Below are 23,133 nucleotides of genomic sequence, written 5' to 3' on the forward strand. Positions count from 1 at the left end.
CAAGGCAGAACTGTTCCGGTCACCGGAGTGCTGATGACGTGCTGTTGCCGGCTCCCTGTGCAGGAGTGCCACTGGCCGGCCAGGGAAAGTCATTGCCCGGCGCAGGCGATGGAGCCCGCCTCCATCGGTGAAAATGCGCCGTCGGTGCGCACAATCATCACCTGGATGCAGGTCTGCCCAGTAGGGTTGGGCCGGACCCGGACGGGCGGCCGTGCGATGGCCTGGAATTCCCCTCCGCCGCCGATCGTGTACACCTTCCACTTGTAGGTGTCCCCGTCCTTGGGCTGCGGGTTGGTCCACGTGAAGCTGGCTTCCGCGTCGCCGCCGATAGATCCCTTGAGGCCTTCGACGTCGGGCACGGTGCCGTTGTCCAGGGCGTCGGCCGGGGGTTTGGTTACCTGCTGGGTGGCCACGGTCTTGGGCGGCCCCGGGGCGGCGTTGGCCACCACGATCCCCACCACCGCAGCCAGGGCCAGGAGGGTGCCGCCGGTGATTGCCAACCACAGGTTGCGCTTGCCGTGGTCTGCTTCCGGGGCCGGCTGCGGCTCGTCCACCCTTACGGCCCGCTGGACTGTTGCGCCGGCGGTGTAGGCCGCATCGGGCCCGGCTCCCCTTGCGTCCGTCACCGGTGCGCCGTAGTTCACCCCACCTGAGCTGCCGCGCAGGACGGTGGACTGGGCCCACTCACCCTGCCCGGCGCCGTCGGCCGCGTCTGCTCCACGTGCAGCCGTGCCGGGGGCAAAGCGCGACGGCGGCGCGGAGCCACCCGTGCGTCCCGTCGCGTCAGTCCCGCTGCCGGGCGGGGTGGGGCGGGTGCGTGCCGGGAAAGTGGGGGCGCTGCCGGTGCCTTCCGGGTCGATGGCGGCGATGCTGCGGACGCGGGTCTCCTCGGCGCCGTCGTCCGGGTGGCCTTCCTCCTGCTGGGGCTCTTCCAGGACTTCGAAAGGCGTGACGGAGAGGTTCAGCTCGGCCTGGATGCGCTGCAGGGCCAGGGCGAAGGCGTGCGCCGAGGAGTACCGGGACTGCGGCGATTTGGCCATGGCCGTTGCCAGTGCCAGTTCCAGGGATTCCGGCACATCCGCACGGCCCAGCCGCGGCAGCGCCATGTTGCTGATCCGGTTGATCAGTTCGCGCTGGGAATTGTCCGCCCCGGGAATGACGAAGGGCGAGCGGCCTGCCAGCAGGGTGTAAAGCGTAGCGCCGAGGGCCCACACGTCCACCATGACGCCGTCCACATTGCCGTCCCGGAACTGCTCCGGCGGGGACCAGGGAATGGACATGCCCGAGTCGTCGTCGCTGTCACCGGCAAGGGTGCCGGAAATCCCAAAGTCGGTGAGCGCCGGACGGTTGTAGTCCGTCACCAGGATGTTGGCGGGCTTGATATCGCGGTGGGCGATGCCGGCGCGGTGGGCGGTTTCGACGGCGGAGGCCACCTGGATGCCGACGGCCAGGACTTCATCCACGCTGAAGCGCTGCCGCCGGTACCGCACGTCCAGGCTGGGCCGGGAGCAGTACTCCATGGCCAGGTAGGAGTGTCCGTCGTCCGTTACTTCCGCTTCGAATATGGTGACGATGTATGGGTGCGAGGACAGTTGGGCCATGAGGTTGGCCTCTGACTCGAAACGCCGCCGGGCGCCCTCGGTCTTCAGGTCCGAGAGCAGCACCTTGACCGCCACCTTCCGGCGCGGCCTGTCCTGTTCGTACAGGTAGACGTCGGAAAACCCGCCGGAACCAAGCAGGCTGATGTAGGTGAACCCCGGAATGCGGGGCGGCGGCGCTACGGGCCGTTTGGAACTCAAGGAATCTCCTCAAAACGCAGTGAGATGTTGTCGCCCAGCTCCGCGATATCGCCGTCGAGCAGGATGGCCATCTCGTTCTGGGCCAGGCGCCGCGGCGGTTGGCCTTCACGGACCAGCACGGTGCCGTTGGTGGCTTTGAGGTCGCAAAGCATCACGTGCCAGCCCTCAAGCCGCACCTCGACATGGGACCGTGAGATGTCACCGCCGGGGCTTGCCACCTGCACCAGGCGCGGCATGACCCCGCCCTGGACCCGGGACACGGAGGGCTGCCGGCCGATGACCATCGACTGGTCAAGGTCCAGGAGTTCACCCGTGGACAGCCGCATCCGGCCCAGCCTGGGCCGCGCCACCTGTATGGCATCCGGCAACAAGGCAGCCCCGCAGGCGCTGCACAGGGCATGTGTGGGCGGATTGGCGTGGCCCCGTGCACAGACGCGGGCCAGCACCAGTGGTCCCCCGCCGGCGTCCTGCTGTACGGCCGCGTTCATTGCCGGACCGGGCGCCGTTCCCGGGATGCTGCTCTTCATCACCGTCTGGCCATCGTGGTCGGGGTCGAAGGCCGCACCGGCTTCCTGCTCCCGGACAGGATCGTCGGCGGCGCCGGGCTTCCGGGCCGGACCCCCGGGGCCAGCGCTGAACGAAAGGGGCGCCGGCATGGACGGCGGCGGAGGCGTGCCGGGGGTTGGCGCCGGGGAGGACGCGGGGGCCGCTGATGCCGGCGTCGCTCCCCCGGTGCGCCAGGGGACGGAATCGATGAGGACACCGGAGGAAGCAGGACGGGCCGCGGTGGCAGGAGCTTCGTCCGGGCCAGGGCCGGATCCAGCCGGGCCGAAGGACCCGGCCCCTCTTGCCTTGGAACCGACCGGCGGGCCTTGCGGGGCCACGCCTTGGGCGGCCTCAAGGACGGGCAGCGCTTCGGCAGCAGGCAGGGCCGGCTGCTGCTGCGGGGACACGTGGCCGGAATCGGCATCGACTTCCTCGCGCACGGCTGCGTCCTCGATGTTCCGCATCACGGTGCGGTCCCACAAATGGTCGTAGGACGTGGTGGTCTCCACCGCCGGAGCGGCACCAGTTTCTTCGCCCGGGGCAATGGTGGCGTCCGGGTCCACGCCGTGCGCGGCAGGCCTTGGGGGCAAATCCCCGTCATCCTGGAGCTCGACATCAATGACCCCTGCCACCGTTTCAGCCGAGGCTTCCTGCTCGGGAAGGATGGTGATGCCGGCCAGGTCCTCCGGCTCCGGCAGGGCATCACGCTGCGGCACGGCGGCCGAAGGAGCGTTTGGGACGGCGGCGGTGTCCACTTCGCCGGAAGCATTTACCGCGAAGGGGCCATCGGCCGTGGCCGGGGTAGGCACTGCTTCGGTGCGGTCCGCTGCCGCCGGACCTCCGACGGCGGCAGGGCCGGACGGCCCGCCCAGGGTCAGGGACTGCAGCAACACGACGCCCTCGCCAAGCGGCAGTTCGGCAAGCGGCAGCCCGGGTTGTCCCCCAGCTTGCCCTGCGGTGCCGCCGGCGGCGATACCAAGCCTGCACATCCCGGGCACCACGAACCTGCGCTCGTTCCAGGTGGTCACATCACGGCCGTCAAGGTCCACGGGGCCTGCGGGCTGCTCCACCGTGAGGTCGATGTCGCCGCGCAGGAAGACCCGCAGGGACCCGTTGAACGCCAGGATTCCGAAGGACGGTATGCGGGTGAGCGATCCGCCGGAACTGCTGGTCACGGCCGCGAGGACCTCGTGCGGCTCGGGGCGTCCGGCCAGGAGCTGCCACAGTGCGCCCGCGAGTTCAGTTGACGATTCCGGGCCCAGGAGCACTGCGGTGCCGGACCGGACAATGCCCAGCCAGGTGCCGGGGAGGTAGCTAGCGCCGGTCATCGTCCGGCTCCCCGTTCTGGTCCGTGGCCTCCACCGGTGACGGGAGGGGCTGCGTCACCACTTCTGCCGCCTGGGCGCGTGGCAGCGTCACTTCGTCACCGTCCGCGGAGGTGGGCCGGGGCGCTGTGGTGCCGGCGCCGTCGTCGTTCGCCACGTTCCTGGCATCCACAACGATGGCCGTCACGTTGTCCCGCCCGCCGCTGCGCAAGGCAGCCTGGATCAGCGCGTCCACTGCCTCCTGTGGCTCTGCCACGGTGCTGAGGATCCGGAGGATGTCCTCGTCTGCCAGTTCACCGGTCAGGCCGTCAGAGCAGACCAGGACGCGGTCGCCTGCCTCGACGGGGAGGAGCCAGTAGTCCGCCTCCGTCTCATCGCCCGTGCCCAGGGCCCGTGTGACCACGTGCCGGCGTGGGTGGACGGTTGCTTCCTGGGCGGTGATTTCGCCGGCGTCCACGAGCTCCTGGACCTCGGAGTGGTCCACGCTGATCTGCTCGAACCGCCCCTGGCTGAGCCGGTAGGTGCGGGAGTCGCCAATGTTCAGGACCAGCCAGTACGGCCTTCCCATCTGTTCCACGAGGACCGCACCGGTGAGCGTGGTGCCGGCGCGGGCCCCGGTGGCCTCACGGATGGAGTTGTCCGCGCGGACCAGGTACTGCTGCAGGACCGCCGCAGTGATGCTCCGCTCTCCCGTTGTGACTTGGGGCATGGCTGCCAGTGCCCGCACGCACAGGCCGCTGGCGATTTCGCCGGCCTCGTGCCCGCCCATGCCGTCGGCCACGGCGAACACGGGATCGGCGGCAATGTAGGAATCCTCGTTCAGTTCCCGGCGGAGTCCCCTGTCCGTCCCGTAGCCGTAGGTGAGGCTAAGCCCCGGCCCCGGCTGGATGGTGGAGGAAACACTGGCGGGGTGCTGGTTCATGCCTGTCCTAGGTAAAAGGTACGGTCTCCAAAGTGCACGCTGGATCCCGGGGTAACAAATGTGGGGACGCCCGGCACGAGGGGTGTGCGCAGGCCGTCCGGGGTGGTCACGGCGCTGCCGTTGGTGGACTGCCGGTCAGTCACCCAGATGCCTGCGCCGTCGGTGAGCAGGTGCAGGTGCGTCTTGGAGATGGAGCGCCCGGGATCGTCCACGGCCAGCAGCTGGGCGTGTTGCTCCCCGGCCTGCCCCACGGGGTTGCGGCCCACCAGGACGCTGCGGTCCAGCTGGAAGTCGCGGCCGTCGTCCAGGCGGATGCGGAGGACGGCCACGGGGGCCGGGCCACCGCTTCCGGGGCGCACTTGGGTGCGTTCGACGTCGTCGTCCACGTACTGCGGGAACGCCCGGTGGCCCGTGGCGGCAGCGGGCGGCGGCGCGAAGGAGGCAGGTGAGGTGTAGGGCATGGTTTGTGACGGCATGGCGGCCGACGGCGCGGGTACTTGGCGTGCGGGGGCTTGCGGCGTGTTTGCCTGCTGCAGCGGTGCGGCGGGGGCCGGGTTGTACGAGGCCGTGGCCTGCGGTGCGGAAACCTGGGGCCGGGCGGCTTCCGAGCCCGCAGCGTTCGGCGCCTTGGCACCGGCCACCGGGGACAGCACCTGCTGCACGGGCGGAAGGTTCAGGGGCGCGAAGCTGTAGGGCCCCTGGATGCCGCCGGTGGTGATGGGGTCGCGGCCTGCCTTGACGTCGAACACCAGGGTCTTGGCAGCGGTGTCATGCCACCCGCGCAGCCCGCCGTTCTTGTCCCAGCGGTTGGAAACCACCACCAGCACAGCCCAGGCGGCACCCGCCAGGAGCAGCGGGCCAAGGATGAACAGTGCGGCGTCAAACCACTTGAAGACCACCACCAGGACCGCCGCCAGCAGGGCCAGCAGGACGCCGGCCCCGGTGATGAGGCCGCGCAGGAATACGGTCCCCGCGCCGGGTGCGTAACCGTCCTGGTCCGCGCTGCGGATGCCCATCAGCAGGTTGCCGGCTGTCTTGCCGGTGCGGGCCTCCATGCCGAGGACCACGATCAGGTAGGCCAGGGTCAGGCCGAGGCCAATGCCGCCAAACAGCACCAGGGACGAGGTGTCGTAAACGATGAAGCCGCCGCTCCGGGTCCGGGTGATCCCGGCGAACCCGATGGCGAACGCCACCACCAGCACGGCCACTCCGGGCAGCCAGTCGATGACAGCAGCACCGAGCCGCTTGCCCGCCGTAGCCGGAACAAGCTGAAGGTTCACTGCCATTCCCGTTCCTCCCCCTGGAGCGGCCTCCACCTTGGTGGAACCGCCGGTCTTCCCCGGCCCGGTTCCCGCGTGCAGGATTTCCCTGCGTACGGCGCCCGTGAATGCGGTGCCCGACGGCTGACCTGCCGGGGGCCTTTCTACTACCGGGATAGTACCGGGAATCCCCGGCACGTGCGCGGGACGCGCTTCCCGGCCGTAGCTCCGGCCATGGTCCACCATCGGGTCCTGGGTGCGGGGGCGTCGCGCCGCCCTGTTGGGCAGCGGCGCACCGCAGGCAGGGCAGAAGGTGGCACCCGCACGGATCTGCTGTTGGCAGCGCGGGCAGCGTTCGGCGTCGGACGTCACTGCTGGTCCGGTCCTTGCCGGTTGGGTCGTTGCAGCCTGAACACCTTGCCGGAGTTCATCGCAGTCCGGGCGTCGGCCAGCAGCGAGCGGGGCGAAAACCGTGCCTGCTGCCGCTTCCAGAAGCCCATGGTGGAGGTCATCTCCTTGAGGGAACCATCAACCATGGTCCAGTACTCGCGGACTGCCTCCTCGGTGGGCTCACCGGCGCCGAAGATCGAGGCGTCGGCCCGCCGCGCCAGCATGGTGGTGGTTCCCTGGGTTGCAGGGAACGCCTCCGCCAGCACGACCGCGCTTTCACGCCGTGTCGAGCGGGTATCGACGGCGGCGCCCAGGTCGGTCGCCAGGCTCACCACCTCGTTCCATCCTCCGCCCACGCGCTGGGCGGGGTGGCCGTCGCGGAAACGCGACTTCCGCCGTCGTGCCTTCAACAAAGCGATCAGCAGCAGCGGCAGTGCCAGGATCACCAGCGGGACCGCGACGACGCCCAACGCACCCAGGAGGGCGCCCCAGAACAGCCACGGATTGTTCTTCTTCTGGTCGGCGTCCAGCGCGTCCGGCGAGGAATCCGGCGGCAGGTCAGCCGGCTCCTGCGGCGGGGGCGGCGGCTGCAGCACCTGCGGCTTGGGCTTGGACTTGTTCTCGGGGTCAGGCGGGATGGGGATGTTGTCCTTGGGCGGGGTGGGATCAAAGCTGACCCAGCCCACCCGCTCAAAGGCGACCTCCACCCAGGCGTGGACGTCCTTTCCGGTGATCTTCACCTCGCCCGCTCCGTTCTCCGGGCTGGTGGGCTCGGGGTAGAAGCCCATCACCACGCGGGACGGGATGCCCAGGTGCCGGAGCATCAGGGACATGGCCACCGCGTACTGCTCGTCGTCACCAAGCATCTGCTTGGCCGTCAGGAGGCTGCGCATGCGGGCCGAACCGTGGCCGGAAACGCTGGGCAACTGGCCTTCACTGACCAAACCGTTGCTGAAGGCCCCCGTTTTCTGGAAGTGCGCTTCGATCTGGCGGACGCGGTCGATCGCCGTCGGGGCATCGGCGGACAGGTCGTTGGCCTGCGAGCCCACCACCGGCGGCACTTCCAGGGGGTCGGGAAGGGAAATCCTGGCGAAGTCGTACTGCGTCAACTGCCCGTGCTCCAGCTTGGCGGGGTCGGAGACCTGGACCGTGTAGGAGTCGCCGCGGGACAGTCCCCTGGTGGTCACTGCGGTGTCCGTTCCCGGGTTGAAGTAGAGGCCAGCGGCCGCGGCGGAGCCGGACTGGTCAAAGCTGATGCCGGTGGTCTTCCGCCCACCGGGCACGAAGAAGCCCTGGTAGTCCTCGACGTTGATGCTGATCGAGTAGTCGTTGGTGGGCACCACTCCGGACGTGTCCGCGAGAGTGTTGATGGACTTGGCATCGCCCACCTTGCTGAAGTTGCCGGAGCCGTTGGGATCCATGTTGTAGTTGGTGCCGTTGAAGGCATCCAGGGCGCCCAGCCGCACCCGGCCGTCCCGCGGGAGGCCCTTGACCACGAACAAGGTGTCGTCCTTCTTGTCCTTGACGTAGGTCCGGAAACTCGCCAGGGGCGTGACGTAGTCCTTGGGGTCGAACGGCGGGACCACCACGTTGCGGAGGACTTTCCGGTCTTCCCCCGCGCTGACCAGCGGTGCGGCCACCGCTGGTGATTCCCACGCTGGCGGCGATCACTCCCGCGGCCAGGCCCAGCCGCCGGATCCTGGCGCGCGTGGCTGTGGCACTGTCCGTCTGGGGGGTGTTGACCGCCACCCTCCGGGTACTGTTCCGCCGCAGGGCGTCCCGCCGGAAGGTCGCCCAGGCGATGCCGAGCACGGTCAGGCCGATCCCCCGTTCCAGGGTCAGGAATGCGGCGTTGGTGCTGAACGCGATGCCCGTGACGAACAGGACCAGCACGGGCAGGAGGGGCAGGTAGGGGCTCCTGGCCCGCCACGTCAGGACCGCGGCCACGAGCGCTGTGATCAGTGAGCTCAGGAACGGGACAATGAGCACGCCGCCGGCAGTTCCCACGGGCACGCCTACGGTGAGCATGTCCTTCCAGGCGAACACGACGCCCAGGAGGAGGGTCCGCAACGAATCCAGGCTGGGGACGAAGCCGGCGATGGCGGAGTCCGGCACCGCCAGCCAGGTCCCGAAGACCAGGTAGGCGGCAAGGGCCAGGGCGGTGGTGATCAGCAGGCCCAGGCGCAGGTGCGCGTTGGCCGCGCCGATGGCCAGGCCCAGGATGATGCCGCCGAATCCGGACAGCAGGTAGTACGGGTCGCCGCCGAAGCTCAGCCCGAAGCCGAGCAGGCCCAGGCCCAGCAGGACCACCAGGGCTCCGGCGTCGAGGAGGAAATGCCACATCGGCTGGCCGTCCGCGAATGCCGAATCAGTCGTGGCGGCGTTGCGGCGGGTACGGGTTTGCGGGAACTGGGTTTGTGGGGAGCGGCCCGGTGCGGTGCTCATGCGGCCGCCTTTCTCAGCACGATGGCAAGGTCCGCCAGGTCGCCGAGGGTCAGGACGGTGAGGTCTGCGATGTTGGCCCGGGTGGGGGCCGCGCCGGCTTCCACCCTGACCGCCAGGCTTCGGACCCCCGGCGGGACGGAGGCGGCTGCGGAGCGCAGCTGGGTTGCAGTCACACTGCTGCCCACCACGAAGAAGACCACGGAGGCGTTGGGCACCGTATCGGCCAGGGTCCGGGCGAGGTCGACGGCGGTGCGGCGCATCGGGGTGCCAACGATCCGGGTCATGTCATCGAGCATGTTGCGGCCGGTTTCGCAGCGCAGAGGCCCCTTTTGGGTGAGGACATCGAGTTCACGCTGTTCGCGGATAGCCTGCCGGCCGATGGAGGCGGCCACCGAGATGGCCATCTCGAACTCGGTTTCGGAGGCGTATTCCTCCGTGTTGATGGACAGCGAAATGGCCAGGTGGGCGCGGCGGGTTTCTTCGAACTGCCGCACCATGAGTTTGTTGGTGCGGGCCGTCGTCTTCCAGTGGATGTGCCTGCGGTCATCGCCCGGAACGTAGTCACGGAGGGCATGGAAGGAGACGTCGGCGCTGGAAAGGTCCGTGGTGGGCATGCCCTCAAGGTCGCGGATGAAGCCTGCGGCTGAACCTGCAAGGGCAACGGTGCGCGGGTGGACGAAGAGGTCCTCAGGCCCGGTCCAGAGGACCTGGCGGCGCAGCAGGTGCAGCGGATCTGCCCGTACGGAGCGGACCGGTCCCACCACGATGACGGCGCGCCGTGCGGTGGGAATGGTGAACAGGTCCTCGTGGACCTGGCCGGGCTTCATCCGGGGCAGGTGGAAGACGGCCGTGGTGCTGCCCACCGGGAGTTCCAGTGCGGCGGGCAGCAGCGGCCGGGCCGAGGTGTTGGACACGGCAATGCTGCCCACCGCGCTGTTTCCCACCGCCACCCGGGTGCGGGCGAGGTCCAGGACCACCCCGTACGATGACCGGCCCAGGATGAAGGCGACCGCGATGACGAACATGGCAAAGGCGGCGATGGACGCGGCCGTGGCTTCCTGCCAGCCGAATGCCTGCCCCGTGATCCACAGCAGGATGGCAGCCGCCAGGACTGACCAGCCCAGGATGCTGACCACGGAAAGCACCTGCCACACATACTTCAGCCAGTTGTCCCGGACCGCCTGCCAGGCAGGTACCAGGGCCTGACCGGCGGTGCTGCTGGCCTCGGACCACACCGCTGCGGGGTGCAGGCGGGTGGGGCGGCCGTTCCGGTGGAAGAGTTTCTGGAGACGCTCCGCGAGCCGGGTCAACGGGGTGCCGCTGGACGTGGCGTCGGACATAAGGATTGTGCCTTCGTTGTTGCGCTGGAATGGTGGTGGCGGCAGCCTGGGGGCGTAACCGGGCGGTCAGGCGTTGGTGCGCTGCTGCGGGGCGGCGACGTCGGCCAGGATCCTGGTCAGCACGGCCTCGGCGGTGGCGCCGGAGAACTCGGCTTCGGGGTCCATGACGAACCGGTGGGTCCAGACCACCGGTGCCAGTTCCTTGATGTCATCCGGCAGGACGAAGTTCCGGCCCTGGGAAGCAGCCCAGACCTTGGCGGCCCGCACCATGGCCAGGGCGCCACGGACGGATACCCCGAGCCTGGTTTCGGGAGCGTTGCGGGTTTCTTCGCACAGCCGGGAGATGTACTCCAGTACCGCGGTGTCCACGTGCGCGGTGGCGGCGAGGTCGGCCATGTCCGCCACCGCCTGGGTGGTGATGACGGCGGACAGATCCTGGGAGCGGTCCTTAAGGTTTGACCCGCCCAGGAGCCGGACCGTGGAGGCGTGGTCCGGGTAGCCGATGGAGGTCTTGATCAGGAAGCGGTCCAGCTGGGCTTCGGGAAGGCGGTAGGTGCCGGCCTGCTCGATGGGGTTCTGGGTTGCCATGACCATGAACGGCCGGCCCGCGGAGTAGGTGACGCCGTCCACGGTGACCCGGGACTCTTCCATGACTTCAAGAAGAGCTGACTGCGTCTTGGGCGAGGCACGGTTGATTTCATCCGCCAGCACGATGTTGTTGAAGATCGGGCCCTTGTGGAACTCGAACTTCTGTGTCCTCTGGTCGTAGATGGTCACACCGGTGACGTCGGACGGCAGCAAGTCAGGGGTGAACTGGATGCGGTTGTTGGAGCCCTGCACGGTGGCGGCAAGGGCCCGGGCCAGGGAGGTCTTGCCCGTGCCAGGCGCATCCTCGAACAGGACGTGCCCTTCCGCCAGCATGGCGGTGAAGGTCAGCCGGATGACGTGTGCCTTGCCCAACACCGCCTGCCCCACGTTGGCAACCAGCTTTTCGAACGTACCGGCAAACCACTCGGCCTGCTCCACGGTCATGGTCATGTCTTGGTCCTCATCTATTGATACGAAGGGGTGGGAGTGAATAGGTTCGGCGGATCAACATCTGCCGACGTCTGGACCGCTGATGTCGATGGTGGCCAGCTTGACGTACCACCCCGCCCACGGGCCACCGTCCATGCGGTACCACTTGTAGTAGCTGGGCGGGTTGGAGGTTTCGCTGGACCCGTAAATGTTCATCCAGCAGGCGCTGGGGATCCAGCCGTCGGAGTAGGACACCCAGTTTGCGGCGTTGCCTCCGCACGACGGCGGCGGGGAACTGAAGCGGTCAGGCACGCCCGGCTTGCCCGGGCAACTATTGACGTCCGACGCCTTGACCCTGACTTGGGTCGGTGCCGGAGGAGGAGCCGGGTCGGCACCGGAGGTGGAGGTGGCCGGACCACCCACCGCCCCATAGGTGACGGTGTAGGCACGGACTTGTAGGTTATGGCTCTTGCTCCAGCCGCCGGCACCGGCGTCGAACCTGTTGGCAGTTCCGACATTTTGCCAGCCGCCACCGTCCATGCTGACCTCGTAGTGGTTGAGCGGCCGGCCATTGGTGGCGGGATCGTTCCACGTCCAGTGCACCTGTCCGTCACCCTTGGTGGACGTCGTACCGCTGACACTCGGCGCGTTTGGCGGTCCGTAGGGGTTCGCTGTGCCGATCGCTTTGGCATCACCGGACATGCTGTTCTTGGTGGAGGTCGCGATGATGGTCACCGTGATGTCCTGGCCGTTGGTCATGCCGCCGATGGTTCCGCCACCGGCGGCGATCGCTCCGCTCTTGCCGTCGGCGTTGTACGAATAGGCGATTTCATTGGCGGTGGAGCCGTTGCGTTGGGCCTCCGTCAACGGAGTGAAGGTCACCTTGAGCTGGCCGCTTGTTCCGGTTTCCGCAACGGTCCCGCTGGTGACCTGGCCCGGTTTGCCGGCGGCCCGGGTCGCAGCGGAGGGCGCGCTGGTACCGCTGGTTCCGGCTTTGTTGGTTGCCGACACCGTGAAGGTGTAGTTGGTTTCCGAGTTGTCCACGGTGACGTTCTGAGACGTTCCGGACACCTGCTGGCTGGCCACTGCCGCACCACCGCGAACCGTGGTCAGGGTGTAGGCGGAGACGGCATCGCCGTTGTTGTTGGGCGCCGACCAGACCACCCGCAGCTGGCTTTGCGAACCCACCGGCGTTGCCTGCGACACGCTCGGCGCCGCGGGGGTAGCGGGAACACCGGCCGGGACCTCGGCTGCCGAATAGGGGCTCCACTCGGACGGTTCCTTGGCGTCGTTGCGGGCCAGGACCCGAACCTTGTAGGACACTCCGTTCTGCAGGCCCTTCCACACATAGCTGGCTGACGTCAGGTTCTGGATCTGGGCGTTCTGACCGGTGGGGGCCGGCGAGATTTCCAGGTCGTAAGACTTCACCGGGGAGCCTTTGCTGGCGGGCGCTGCCCAGTTGACGGTCAGTTGCCTGTCCCCGAATGTCAGCGACGGGGCCAGAGGAGTATCCGGCTTGACGTCCGGCCGGACGTCTGCGGACGCCGGGGACCGGTCTGACTCGCCAAACTCATTGGTGGCCGTCACCTGGAAGTGGTAGGTGGTGTTGTTGGTCAGGCCGTTGAGGGTGCAGGTGTTGGCCGGGCAGTCCTGCCGGAAACCGCCCTCGCCGTACACGGTGTACTTGGTGATGGCGGAGCCCCGGTCCGCAGGGGCAGACCAGTTCAGCAGCGCGGTCTGGTCCCCCACGCTTTGGGCCTGCGGCGTGGTGGGTGTGGCCGGCTTGTCCTTGACCGTCAGCCGGATCCTCGCTGTTGCGTTGCGGGAATCGTCACCGGTCTTGTCCGCCACGGTGTAGGCGACCACCATGGTTCCGGTAAAGCCCGGGGCCGGCGTGACAGTCACCGAGTCGCCGTTGACACTTACGGTGCCGCTGCCCGTTTCGGTGTTGGCGGCAATGATCTTCAGCGGTGTCTCGGGGAACGGGTTGGCGTCGTTGGCCAGCACGTTGATGGTGACAGGCTTGCCCGCGGCCGCGTTGGTTTCGACGTCGTCGTTGGCCACCGGTTTGGGTCGGTTGGAGGCCGTCACCGAGAGCTGGTAGGTGGCCGTTGCCTCAAGGCCGCGCGGATCAGTCGCCTTGACCTGGACAGCGGCCTTGGTACCCGTGGCGGTGGAGTCTGCCGCCGATGCCTTGAGGTTCGTGCCGTCGATGCTCACGCTGAAGCCGCCGGGCGATCCGCCCACCAGTTCATATTTCATCTTCTCGACGTCGCCGTCGTCAGGGTCGGACGTCAGCTTGCCCAGGTCGGTGCTGGCCGAGTCACCCTTGGGAACGTCCACGTTGGCGCCCAGCAGCTCCGGCGGGTGGTTCTTGTTGGGGTCGGGCAGGACCTTGGTGCGGATGCTGAGCGTGGACTTCAAACCGGCGGGATCGTCCGGACCGGTCCCGTCGGTCACTTCGAACGTGAGGGATCCGGGACCCACGTAATCTGTCCCGGCGGTGTACTTCAGGCCTGTGCCGTCGCCGATCACGGGGTTGCCGCCGTTGGCGCCGATCAGCTTGATCCGGTCCACCTGCGTGAGCCGCGGCGTCCTGCCCTCGCGGACCTTCACCCATCCGTTGAGGTCCACGTCCACAGACTGGCCTGCCATCACTTCGAGGACCTCGTCCTTGGCCAGGGTGGGAACCTGCTGTCCCAGGCCCGGCACCCAGATGATGGCCGTGGATTGCAGCCCGTCCACATCCTCCACGGTGTACGGAATGAGCTGGGCCTGTGCGGTCAGATCCACCAGCACGTTGCCGTTGCCGCCGGGACGGGCCGTGGGGGTACCGGTGCTGATCTTCAGGTTCTCGCCAACACCGTCGGGGTCCTCGTCGTTCTTGAGGACGGGGACATCCACGGCAGTCTTGCCCATGGCCTGGGCCGAGGTCACCCTGTCGTCCCGCGCAATGGGGGCCTTGAGTGGCACATTGTTGTCCACCACCAGGCGGATGGTGGCCTGGGCGGTGGCGTCGCGGTCATCGGCAATCGTGTACCGCACGTTGTAGGTCCCGGCTTCGTTCGGAGCCAGCACGATAATCCGGCCGCTGTTCTTGCTGACGGTGGCCTGGAGTGCGGGATCGGCATCGATGCCGTCCGTGAGGATACGGATGCGGTCACCGTCAGGATCCGTGTCGTTGGAAAGGGCGTCGACAGCGATCTGCCGGCCCGGGCGTACGTGAACCTCATCGTCCACGGGGGTGGGCTTCTGGTTCACCTCGCCGCGCGGGGCGATTCCCACGGTTACCGTGCCTGTGTTCACGGCACCCTGGCGGTCAACTACCTTGTAGCGGAACGTGTCCGTGCCCGCGCCGTCACCGGCAGCGGTGAAGTCGATGAAGTTGCTGCCCACCGTGGCTGTTCCCATAGCCGGGGTGCTGTCGATGCCCGTCAGCTGGACGGAGTCGCCGTCGGGGTCGATGCCGTCCAGGGGAACCGGGATTCGGACCGTCCCGGCAGCCACCACCCGGGCGGTGAGGTTCCGTGGCTGGGGCCGGGAGTTCTGTGCGCCTTCCAGCGGAAGGATGTGGATGGTGACGGCAGCGGCACTTTTCTGGCCCTCTGGATCCACGGCGTTGTAGATGGCACGGACCGTCTTGGGCTGGCTGCCCGCGATAAAGCGGAGCGTGTTCTCGGAGACGAAACTCTTGCCGTCTGCCGGATCCACGGCCTGCGGCAGAACAGGATCGACCGTCAGCTCCTGCCCCTGCGGGTGGGTGTCGTTGTCCAGGACGGGGATGGTGACGACGTCGTTTACGCGGACGTTCACCTCGTCCGGCTTGGGCTGGGGTGCTTCCAGCACGGCAGGGGCCGGGACGGGCACCACGGAGACACTGCCGGTGGCGGACTTCCTGCCGTTGGACATGGTGTATTCGAACAGGATGGGATCCTTCGTCCCCCGGATGTCGGTGATCCGCAGGACGCTGTGGTTGATCACGCTGACGGAGACCGTCGCATTGTCCGGAAGCTTCACGGACTGCAGCACCAGGACCCCGCCGGAGGGATCGGAGTCGTTGGCCAGTGGGTCCAACAGCACGCTTCCACCGGTAGGCATCAGGGCAACGTCGTGGACCGCGACCGGATCGCCGCCGTCATTGCCGGATTCGACGTCGACGCGGATCAAACCCTGGCTGCTCTGTGGCCCGTTGCTCGCGATATAGGTGAGGTACACGGGCCCGGGGGTGCTGCTGCGGAAGGTGAAGGTACCGCCGTCGGTCACGGGGCCAAGTTCGCCCGGACCGTTGGCTTCCACCTGGGCCAGCCGGAGGGCACCGCCATTGGGGTCTACGTCGTTCTTCAGCGGGGAGATCACCAGGTCCTGGCCCACCACCGCGGTGACGTGGTCGGCGTTGACCACGGGCGCCAGGGCGCCAGGCGGCCGGACGTTGACCACCACCTTGCCGGTGACGGTCGTCCGGCCGTCCCAGATGGTTACCTGGACGTTCTTCTTGCCGGCGGTCGCACCCGAGTCCTGGAAGGTGAGCAGGCCGTCGCGCCGGACCTTGACCTGGTCCTTATCGTTGTCGGCCTTGGCATCCAGCAGCACCAGGTCATCGCCGTCGGGGTCGATCCAGTCCGTGAGGATGTTCTGGCTGACGGTCTTGCCCTGTTCCACCAGCATGGTGGTGTCCTCGCCGCGCTTGAACTTGGGCGGCTTGTTCTCGTCGGGTCCCACTACGGTCAGGGTCACCTGGCCGGTGGCGGACAGGCCACGGCCGTCGGAGGCGCTGTAGTTGAAGGTTTCCGTGCCTGGCTTGGCGTCCGCGGGGACGGTGATTTGGAACGCCGTCCCGCCATAGATGCTCTCGAGGGTGCCCGACTTGGGCCCGGAGCCCGCCGCCACAGCAGCCGTCAAGACGTCGCCGTCGGGGTCGGAGTCGTTGTCCAGGACGCTGAGGACGGTGGTTCGGCCCGGCCGGACACCGACGGCGTCGGGCTTGGTTTCCGGCGGCCGGTTGGGCTTGGTGCGGTCCGGCAGAACGTTGATGGTGTTGTTATCCGCCGATTCCTTGTCCTGGTCCTCGGACTGGTTCTTGGGTGGGATGACGTCGTCCCAGTTGTTGACCAGCTGCATGTTCTGGTTCACCAGCCACACATTCCCCGAATTCACATCATTCAGGACCACCAGGTCCCGGTTCACCCGGAAAACATACGACGGCGACGCACTCGCCTTAGGCACGTCAACGTTCTTATCATCACCATCATTGGTGCAATCCCGGACGTACTTGTTCGCACCCGACCACGCCGCATGCACACACCCGCCCAGCTGCACCGGGGCAGCCGGGGCGCCCTCGCCGTCGAACGTCACCGTCTTCGCAGTCCCGCCATCCAGCGGCTGCTCAAACAGCGCTTTCCGCGTGGCCACGGCAACAAAGTCACTGCGCGGTCCGGCCTGCTGCAGCTTCGCCTCCCGCGCGTTCTCCAACGCCAGCTTCCTGCCGCCCGGAAGGAACAGGTTTCCCGCCGCGGCATCCAACACCACCGGCTGGTCCCCCACCACCGTCAGCTGCAGATCCCCGGCACCCTTCAGCCCATCCCAGGTGCTGGATTCCGACGAGGTGACCCCACCGTTCGCATCCACCCCGGTCACCGTCACCGTGCCGGTCTTGGGGTCCGCAGAATAAATCCGGTCATCCGAACCCACCACAGAAACCGTGCCCGCCGAACCCACCAACACCGGCTCCGACGCTTCCTTATCAAAACCATTCACCGTGGACGGCGACACCGCCCACACCTTCCCCGACACCGGATCGGTCACCGACATCGTCCGGGCACCAAAACTCACATCAGCCGACCCCGGCAACTGCTTATCCCCACCCAGGCGCATGTTCGCCGGCGACACCTGGTTCAACGTCGAACCAGTCTTGTCATCAACAAACACCTCACCGGCATGCTGAAGAATATCGAACGTCGCCGACGCCGGCGTCACCGCCCCATCCAGCACCCGCGACGGATAATTCAACCGCCCCACAGCATTCTTCGACTTCGACACCACCCACACGCCGCCGTCGTTCAACTCCACCTCAGTGGTCCTAAACCCCGGATACAACACAGCACCCGTCACCACCACAGCCACCACAGCACCAAACGCCGTACCGGCAAGACGGCGGGAGCGCAGCAGGCGGGGCCAGCGGGATGCGCCTGCAGCAGGGCTTTGGGCGCGCGTTTGTCCGCGACGTGTCATTCTTTGAATCTCCCCAGATTTTCTGGCTCGTGGCCGGCGGCCGGCATCGCAGAAGCCGGGCACCACAACAGTACCGCCAATTCACCAACAAGTGGATAAACCGCTGCTGCTTTGCGGCAAATCCCCGCGGCAGCGGATGCCCGCTGCCTGGCTCCTAGTCCAGGACCAGTCCCTTGCCCTGGCCGCGGGTGAGCCGGACGGGGTTGATTTCGCCGAAGCCCCGCACGTTCTCCGGGTCCTGCGGAATCATGACGAACCGCTCGTCATGTTCCAGGGCGGAGGCGGTCATGGAGTCCACCAGGACCGTGCCGGGATCGGCAAGGGTGGTCAGGCGGGCGGCGAGGTTCACGGTGGGACCGTAAATGTCGCCAAGGCGGGACAGGATCCTCCCCCACACCATGGCCACGCGCGCTTCCGGCAGGATCTCGTCTTCGGTGAAGGCCTCCGCAAGGGCCAGGGAAATCTCGGCGCCCGCCGCAGGGGTTTCGGCGATGTAGAGGACTTCGTCGCCCACCGTCTTGACCAGCCGGCCACCACCCACGGAGATAATTTCGGCGCACTTGTTTTCGAACCGCTGGACCAGCCGCGCAAGCGTCTTTTCGTTCATCCGGCGGGACAGGCTGGTGTAGGAAACCAAGTCCGCGAAACCCACGGCGCGGGCCAGTGGCAGCGGCGCGTCGTCCTCGTCGCCTTCGCGGCCTTCTTCGCTGGCCTGCAGCCCGGCCTCGGCCCGGACGGCGAGCCGCTGGACGCCTGCGTTGAGCTGGCGGCGCCAGGAGTACACCAGTACCTCTTCGAGGGCGTCCACAAGTGCGGGAAGTTCGTTGACCAGGCGCTTGCGGGCAACCGCGTCCGTCACGCCCTGCTCGTGGACCATGTCCTCCACCAGGGCCTCGATCTGCCACACCACCATGCGGTCGGTCATCTGCCCGATGGAGCGGGTCACCGAGATGGCTGCCTCCTCCGTGAGCTTGCCGGTGCGGACCAGGTCCACCACGGTGGACAGGGCAGCCTGGTCGCGTTCGGTGAAGGCAACGTCCTCGTCGCCGAAGTTCGGGAATCCCAAGGCACGCCAAAGTTTGCGGGCGGAGAGCAGCGAGAGCCCGGCACCGGCGGCAACTTCACGACGGCGGAGCTTGCGTTCACCACCCAGGAGGCGGGCTTCGAGGGCCTTCATGGCCAGGCGCTCGGCCGACATGGCGCCGGTGGGCGGGTGCCGGTCCGTGGCCGGCTCCTGCGCAGGCACGGGTGCTCCGGCGTCCGGATCCACCAGGGAATCAGCGGGCCCAAAAGCGGCGGTGTCAGGGGCGATGCTGTCGACGCGTTCCTGCTGGTCCTCATCGGTCATCCCGTCCACCTTCTCTCATGTCGTCCGGAAAAGCCCCGGCAGGGTAATACGTCGCGCCACCCGGCTGGGTCCCGCTTTCATCCGGCAGTTCCCCGATGGCGTCGAGGACAAAGTCCCGGAACCTGGCAACCTCAGGCACGTCGCGGAAAGTCACCACGCCCTGGTACCCGGTTTCCAAGGATATATTCCCCGAGCGCACCAGTCGCTGCAGCAAGGATTCATGGATCGTCAGGTTACGCACCGATGCCAAATTCACCTGTTGGTCCCGCCGGTTCAACAGACCATACCGGGCAACCATCCGCTGGCTGGTCAACGTGTAGCGGGTGCCCTGCCAGCGCAGCAACCGGGGAAGGCAGTAGCCCAGCCACACAGCCGCAGCCGCGAGGACGCAGGCGGCTACGAGCCAGGGCGTCCACTGGTGGCCAAGGGCAGGAGCGACGCGGGCGGCCCCGCCGCGGATAATCCAGGCACTCGCGAAAGCCGCCAGTGCCGGCGCCAGCACAAAAGCCAGTGCTGCCCCGGCCAGCTTCCGCGGCTGCGGGCGGGTAGTGACGATGACCTGCTCCCCGGGAACGAGGCTCTTACGCATAACCGCCTTGGTTGGGTTCTTCCGGTGAGGTCCATGGCCTCAGGTGCACCACGTCGCCGGCCGTCACCACGTGTTCCCGCGAGTCGCGGTCCACCACCAGCAGGGAGCCGTAGTCGTCCAGCCGGGACGCGTGTCCAATGATTTCGTGGTCGCCGGGCAGTTGCGCGCGCACCTGCTTGCCCAGGGTGACCATTACTGCCTCCACCCTTTTGTGCAGCGACGGGCCGCCGGCCATGCCAGCCGTGGGGTCGCCGTCGGCGTTGCAGAAACTGCGGTACAGGACGGCGAAGTGGGACAGGTAGCTCTTCAGCAGCACGGTCCGGTCGGTGGTGCCGGCACCTTCGAGGGCTACGGAGGTGGCGGTGGGTACCGGAAGTTCGCTTTCGCGCAGGGTTACGTTCAGGCCGGTGCCCAGGATGACGGGGGGCACGCTGCCGTCCACCATGGGGCCGAGCTGGGCGAGAATGCCGGCGATCTTCCTGCCACGCACCAGGACGTCATTGGGCCATTTAAGCTCGGCCGGAATACCCGCCGTTTCGAGGAGGGTCTCACGCAGCGCCAGTGCCGCGATCAGGGACAGCCAAGAGTAGCTCTGGGTGGGAAGGGGCCTGCCGTCCGCGTTGACCGGACGCAGCACCACGGAGACGGACACCGAGCTCAGCGGCGGCGCCTCCCAGCGCCGGTCCAGCCGCCCCCTTGCAGCCGTCTGGTATTCAGCTGCCAGGACGGAGAGGTCCGGCCACGCCGCGGGTTCGACGGAGACGCCACGCAGGAGGTCGGCGTTGGTGGAACCGGTGGAGTCCACCACGTCGATCCGGGGTATCCCCGTGGCGGAGAGGAAACGCTGGTCGGCCAGGTCCCCGCGGTTCAGGGGGGTACCCGGTGCGTGTGCGTCGTCCATACCTAGATCCTACCGAGCCAAGCTGGGTCCCACCTCCCCATCTTCCGTCCCGCGGAGGGCATCCCGGGCGGGGCAGGCAGCCCCACTGAAGGAACCGCTAAAGGAAGATGTCCGGGACCAGCTGGCCTTCCGGTGCGCCGAGGCTGTAGGGGCGGAAGTCCGTCACTCCCGCCGCAGTGAGGACCTGCTCATCGGTGTAGAAGTTGCCTGACGCCGCAGCCCCGGCGGCGAGGTTGCTTCCGGTCAGGACGGCGTGCGCGGCGTCCGCCATGATCTGTGGCGCGCGCGCGGCCAGCACCATGCTTTCGCCGCGGGGCATGTTGCGGATGGCCGCCGTGTCGATCAGGGTGCACGGCCACAATGAGTTGACCCTGATCCCGTCAGCCTTCAGTTCCTCGGCCAGGCCCAAAGTGGTCAGGCTCATCCCGTATTTGGCCATCGTGTAGGCCAGGTGCTTTCCGGCCCAGGAAGGATCGAGGTTCAGCGGCGGCGAGAGCGTGAGGATATGCCCCTGTGCCGAGGCCCGGAGTGCCGGAAGCGCCAGCTTGGACAGCAGGAACGTGCCGCGGACATTGATGTCCTGCATGAGGTCGTACTTTTTCATGTCCACGGCGTCGGTGGTGGAGAGGTCGATGGCGGAGGCATTGTTGATGACCACGTCGATGCCGCCGAAGCGGTCCACCGCAGCGGCCACGGCGCCGGCCACATCCTCGTCCCTGCGCACGTCGCCCACCAGCGGAAGCGCCTGGCCGCCGGCCTCCACCAGCTGCCCGGCTGCGGTGTGGACCGTGCCCTCCAGCTTGGGGTGTGGCTCCCCGGTCTTGGCAAGGAGCACGATATTGGCACCGTCCCGCGCCGCCCTCAGGGCGATGGCCAGGCCGATTCCGCGGCTTCCGCCGGAGATCAGGATGGTCCGTCCTGCCAGGGAACCAGCCGCCTGATACGGGCTTCCGGAGGCGTGCAAAGCATCGTCGCTTGAAGTCATGGGAATACTGTAGCCCAACTAAGTTACCGGCAAGTAACATAGAGGCGGGGTTGGTGGAACGGGCGAAAATTGTAGGTTCCCTACAGCTGTTGGCGCCCAAAGCGTCACTAGACTTGCCAGCAGGGTTGGCCTTTTGTGTGGATGCTACTTAACGCTCCGGACAGCACAGGCCGCCAGCCGACAGAATTGACCTGCTACAGAGCCGGAGACACTTGATGAGCCACGATCTGACAACGACAGCGGGAAAGATTGCCGACTTCCGCGACCGCCAGGCGCGCGCCGAACAGCCCTCCGGCGCCGAAGCCATTGAAAAGCAGCATGCGCGCGGCAAGAACACGGCCCGCGAGCGCATTGGCCTGTTGCTGGACGAAGACTCTTTTGTCGAGTTCGACGCCCTCGCCGTACACCGCTCCACCGCCTTCGGCATGGAAAAGAAGAAGCCCCTCGGCGACGGCCTGGTCTCCGGCTACGGCACCGTGGACGGGCGCCTGGTGGCGGTCTACAGCCAGGACTTCACCGTCTACGGCGGATCACTGAGCCAGGTCAACGGCGAAAAGATCGTCAAGGTCCAGGAGTTCGCGCTCCGCAACGGCTGTCCCGTCGTCGGCATCCTGGACGGCGGCGGCGCCCGGATCCAGGAAGGCGTGGCCTCGCTGGCCATGTTTGCGGACATCTTCCGGAACAATGTCCACGCCAGCGGCGTGGTGCCGCAGATCTCGCTCATCATGGGCCCGTCCGCCGGCGGCGCGGCTTACTCCCCCGCCCTCACTGACTACGTGGTGATGGTGGACAAGACCTCGCACATGTTCATCACCGGCCCGGACGTCATCAAGACCGTCACCGGCGAGGACGTGGACATGGAGACCCTCGGCGGGGCCCGGCAGCACAACGCCACCACCGGAACGTCCACCTACCTGGCCTCGGACGAAGGTGACGCCATCGAGTTCGTGCGCGAACTGCTGGACTTCCTCCCGTCCAACAACCTGTCCGAAGCGCCCGTGCTGGGACACCAGCAGGAGTTGGAGGTTGACGACGACGACCTCGCCCTGGATGCGCTGGTTCCGGATTCAGCCAACCAGCCCTACGACATGCGCGCCGTGGTGGAACAGATCGTGGACGACGGACACTTCCTGGAGATGCAGGCCCTGTACGCCCCCAACGTGATGATCGGCTACGGCCGGGTGGAGGGCCACACCGTGGGCATCGTTGCCAACCAGCCCCTGCAGTTCGCCGGCACCCTGGATATCGCCGCTTCCGAGAAGGGCGCCCGCTTCGTACGCCACTGCGACGCCTTTAACATCCCCATCATCACCCTGGTGGATGTTCCCGGCTTCCTCCCGGGCAAGGACCAGGAGTTCCAAGGCATCATCCGCCGCGGCGCAAAACTCCTTTACGCCTACGCCGAGGCCACCGTCCCCAAACTCACCGTCATCACCCGCAAGGCCTACGGTGGCGCGTACATCGTGATGGGCTCCAAGAAGCTCGGCGCCGACCTCAACCTGGCATGGCCCACGGCGCAGATCGGCGTCATGGGTGCCCAGGGTGCGGTGAACATCCTTTACCGGCGCGACCTCGCAGCCGTTGCCGAGGACGGCGGCGATGTCGAGGCCCGCCGCGCCCAAGTGATCCAGCAGTACGAGGAAGAACTCCTCAACCCCTACCAGGCGGCCCAACTTGGCTACGTGGACGCCGTCATCGCCCCGTCGGACACCCGGATCCAGATCATCAAGGGACTGCGGGCCCTCCGCGACAAACGCGCCAGCCTTCCCGCCAAGAAGCATGGAAACATCCCGCTGTGATTCCCGCGGAAGAGCCTGTTGACACTCCTGCCGCTCCCCTGCTCTCTGTTGTCAAAGGACAACCGAACGCCGAGGAGCTGGCGGCGCTGACCGCCGTCGTCCTTTCCCTCGGTGGAGAAAGCCCCGCTCCGGTCCGCACCCCCACCGTGCGGCACTGGGTGCGCCGGCAGCAGCTGCGGCTCGCCCCCTCCCCGGGACCCGGAGCCTGGAAGCGCAGCCAGGGCTGATCTCCGGTTAGTC

At 67.4% G+C, this 23,133-nt stretch carries 13 protein-coding genes and 1 pseudogene; 2 read left to right on the plus strand and 12 right to left on the minus strand.

Annotation, left to right across the window (positions count from 1 at the left end):
- Positions 1-89 precede the first annotated feature (89 nt).
- From IEW19_RS00930 to IEW19_RS00985, 12 genes and pseudogenes are all read right to left on the minus strand, one after another.
- Positions 90-1,799, minus strand: coding sequence for a serine/threonine-protein kinase (locus IEW19_RS00930; protein WP_188569803.1), 1,710 nt, complete (start codon positions 1,797-1,799; stop codon positions 90-92).
- Complete coding sequence (locus IEW19_RS00935; RefSeq protein ID WP_188569804.1) at positions 1,796-3,673, minus strand: FHA domain-containing protein; 1,878 nt, start codon at positions 3,671-3,673, stop codon at positions 1,796-1,798. The genes IEW19_RS00930 and IEW19_RS00935 overlap by 4 nt, the downstream gene beginning before the upstream one ends.
- Positions 3,660-4,592 (minus strand): PP2C family protein-serine/threonine phosphatase, encoded by a 933-nt coding sequence (locus IEW19_RS00940; RefSeq protein ID WP_188569805.1) that lies wholly within the window; start codon positions 4,590-4,592, stop codon positions 3,660-3,662. The genes IEW19_RS00935 and IEW19_RS00940 overlap by 14 nt, the downstream gene beginning before the upstream one ends.
- On the minus strand, positions 4,589-6,223 hold the full coding sequence (locus tag IEW19_RS00945; RefSeq protein WP_188569806.1) for an RDD family protein: 1,635 nt from the start codon (positions 6,221-6,223) through the stop codon (positions 4,589-4,591). The genes IEW19_RS00940 and IEW19_RS00945 overlap by 4 nt, the downstream gene beginning before the upstream one ends.
- Positions 6,220-8,686 (minus strand): annotated as a pseudogene (locus tag IEW19_RS00950) (transglutaminase-like domain-containing protein). Before IEW19_RS00950 ends, IEW19_RS00945 begins: the two are co-directional and overlap by 4 nt.
- The gene (locus IEW19_RS00955) at positions 8,683-10,026 is read right to left on the minus strand and encodes a DUF58 domain-containing protein (RefSeq protein ID WP_188569807.1); all 1,344 of its coding nucleotides are present in this window, start codon (positions 10,024-10,026) and stop codon (positions 8,683-8,685) included. Before IEW19_RS00955 ends, IEW19_RS00950 begins: the two are co-directional and overlap by 4 nt.
- Before the next feature lie 66 nt (positions 10,027-10,092).
- A complete protein-coding gene (locus IEW19_RS00960; protein ID WP_188569808.1) occupies positions 10,093-11,064 on the minus strand; it encodes an AAA family ATPase in 972 nt (323 codons plus the stop codon).
- 54 nt (positions 11,065-11,118) lie between these two features.
- The gene (locus IEW19_RS00965; protein WP_188569809.1) at positions 11,119-17,271 is read right to left on the minus strand and encodes an Ig-like domain-containing protein; all 6,153 of its coding nucleotides are present in this window, start codon (positions 17,269-17,271) and stop codon (positions 11,119-11,121) included.
- Between the two features lie 154 nt (positions 17,272-17,425).
- Positions 17,426-18,619: an adenylate/guanylate cyclase domain-containing protein gene (locus IEW19_RS00970; RefSeq protein WP_188569810.1), complete on the minus strand. Its 1,194-nt coding sequence runs from the start codon at positions 18,617-18,619 to the stop codon at positions 17,426-17,428.
- Positions 18,609-19,208, minus strand: a complete 600-nt coding sequence (locus IEW19_RS00975; protein ID WP_188569811.1) for a PH domain-containing protein — start codon at positions 19,206-19,208, stop codon at positions 18,609-18,611. Before IEW19_RS00975 ends, IEW19_RS00970 begins: the two co-directional genes overlap by 11 nt.
- Entirely contained in the window at positions 19,201-20,109 is a 909-nt protein-coding gene (locus IEW19_RS00980; protein WP_188569812.1) for a biotin--[acetyl-CoA-carboxylase] ligase, read from the minus strand. Before IEW19_RS00980 ends, IEW19_RS00975 begins: the two co-directional genes overlap by 8 nt.
- Positions 20,110-20,206: 97 nt before the next feature.
- Complete coding sequence (locus IEW19_RS00985) at positions 20,207-21,094, minus strand: SDR family oxidoreductase (RefSeq protein ID WP_188569813.1); 888 nt, start codon at positions 21,092-21,094, stop codon at positions 20,207-20,209.
- Positions 21,095-21,309: 215 nt separating this feature from the next.
- Between IEW19_RS00985 and IEW19_RS00990 the strand changes: the two genes are divergently transcribed.
- Entirely contained in the window at positions 21,310-22,893 is a 1,584-nt protein-coding gene (locus IEW19_RS00990; protein WP_188569814.1) for an acyl-CoA carboxylase subunit beta, read from the plus strand.
- Positions 22,893-23,120, plus strand: coding sequence for an acyl-CoA carboxylase subunit epsilon (locus IEW19_RS00995; protein WP_373283546.1), 228 nt, complete (start codon positions 22,893-22,895; stop codon positions 23,118-23,120). The genes IEW19_RS00990 and IEW19_RS00995 overlap by 1 nt, the downstream gene beginning before the upstream one ends.
- Positions 23,121-23,133: the final 13 nt, after the last annotated feature.

Origin of the sequence: Arthrobacter liuii, from assembly GCF_014639275.1 — a bacterium.
In the GTDB taxonomy this organism is placed as follows: Bacteria; Actinomycetota; Actinomycetes; order Actinomycetales; family Micrococcaceae; genus Arthrobacter; species Arthrobacter liuii.

Bases quoted from the DNA above. Each gene is read 5' to 3' on its own strand.
- IEW19_RS00935 (WP_188569804.1), bottom strand. From the start codon at position 3,673: ATGACCGGCGCTAGCTACCTCCCCGGCACCTGGCTGGGCATTGTCCGG.
- IEW19_RS00940 (WP_188569805.1), bottom strand. From the start codon at position 4,592: ATGAACCAGCACCCCGCCAGTGTTTCCTCCACCATCCAGCCGGGGCCG.
- IEW19_RS00955 (WP_188569807.1), bottom strand. From the start codon at position 10,026: ATGTCCGACGCCACGTCCAGCGGCACCCCGTTGACCCGGCTCGCGGAG.
- IEW19_RS00960 (WP_188569808.1), bottom strand. From the start codon at position 11,064: ATGACCATGACCGTGGAGCAGGCCGAGTGGTTTGCCGGTACGTTCGAA.
- IEW19_RS00965 (WP_188569809.1), bottom strand. From the start codon at position 17,271: ATGACACGTCGCGGACAAACGCGCGCCCAAAGCCCTGCTGCAGGCGCA.
- IEW19_RS00970 (WP_188569810.1), bottom strand. From the start codon at position 18,619: ATGACCGATGAGGACCAGCAGGAACGCGTCGACAGCATCGCCCCTGAC.
- IEW19_RS00975 (WP_188569811.1), bottom strand. From the start codon at position 19,208: ATGCGTAAGAGCCTCGTTCCCGGGGAGCAGGTCATCGTCACTACCCGC.
- IEW19_RS00980 (WP_188569812.1), bottom strand. From the start codon at position 20,109: ATGGACGACGCACACGCACCGGGTACCCCCCTGAACCGCGGGGACCTG.
- IEW19_RS00985 (WP_188569813.1), bottom strand. From the start codon at position 21,094: ATGACTTCAAGCGACGATGCTTTGCACGCCTCCGGAAGCCCGTATCAG.
- IEW19_RS00990 (WP_188569814.1), top strand. From the start codon at position 21,310: ATGAGCCACGATCTGACAACGACAGCGGGAAAGATTGCCGACTTCCGC.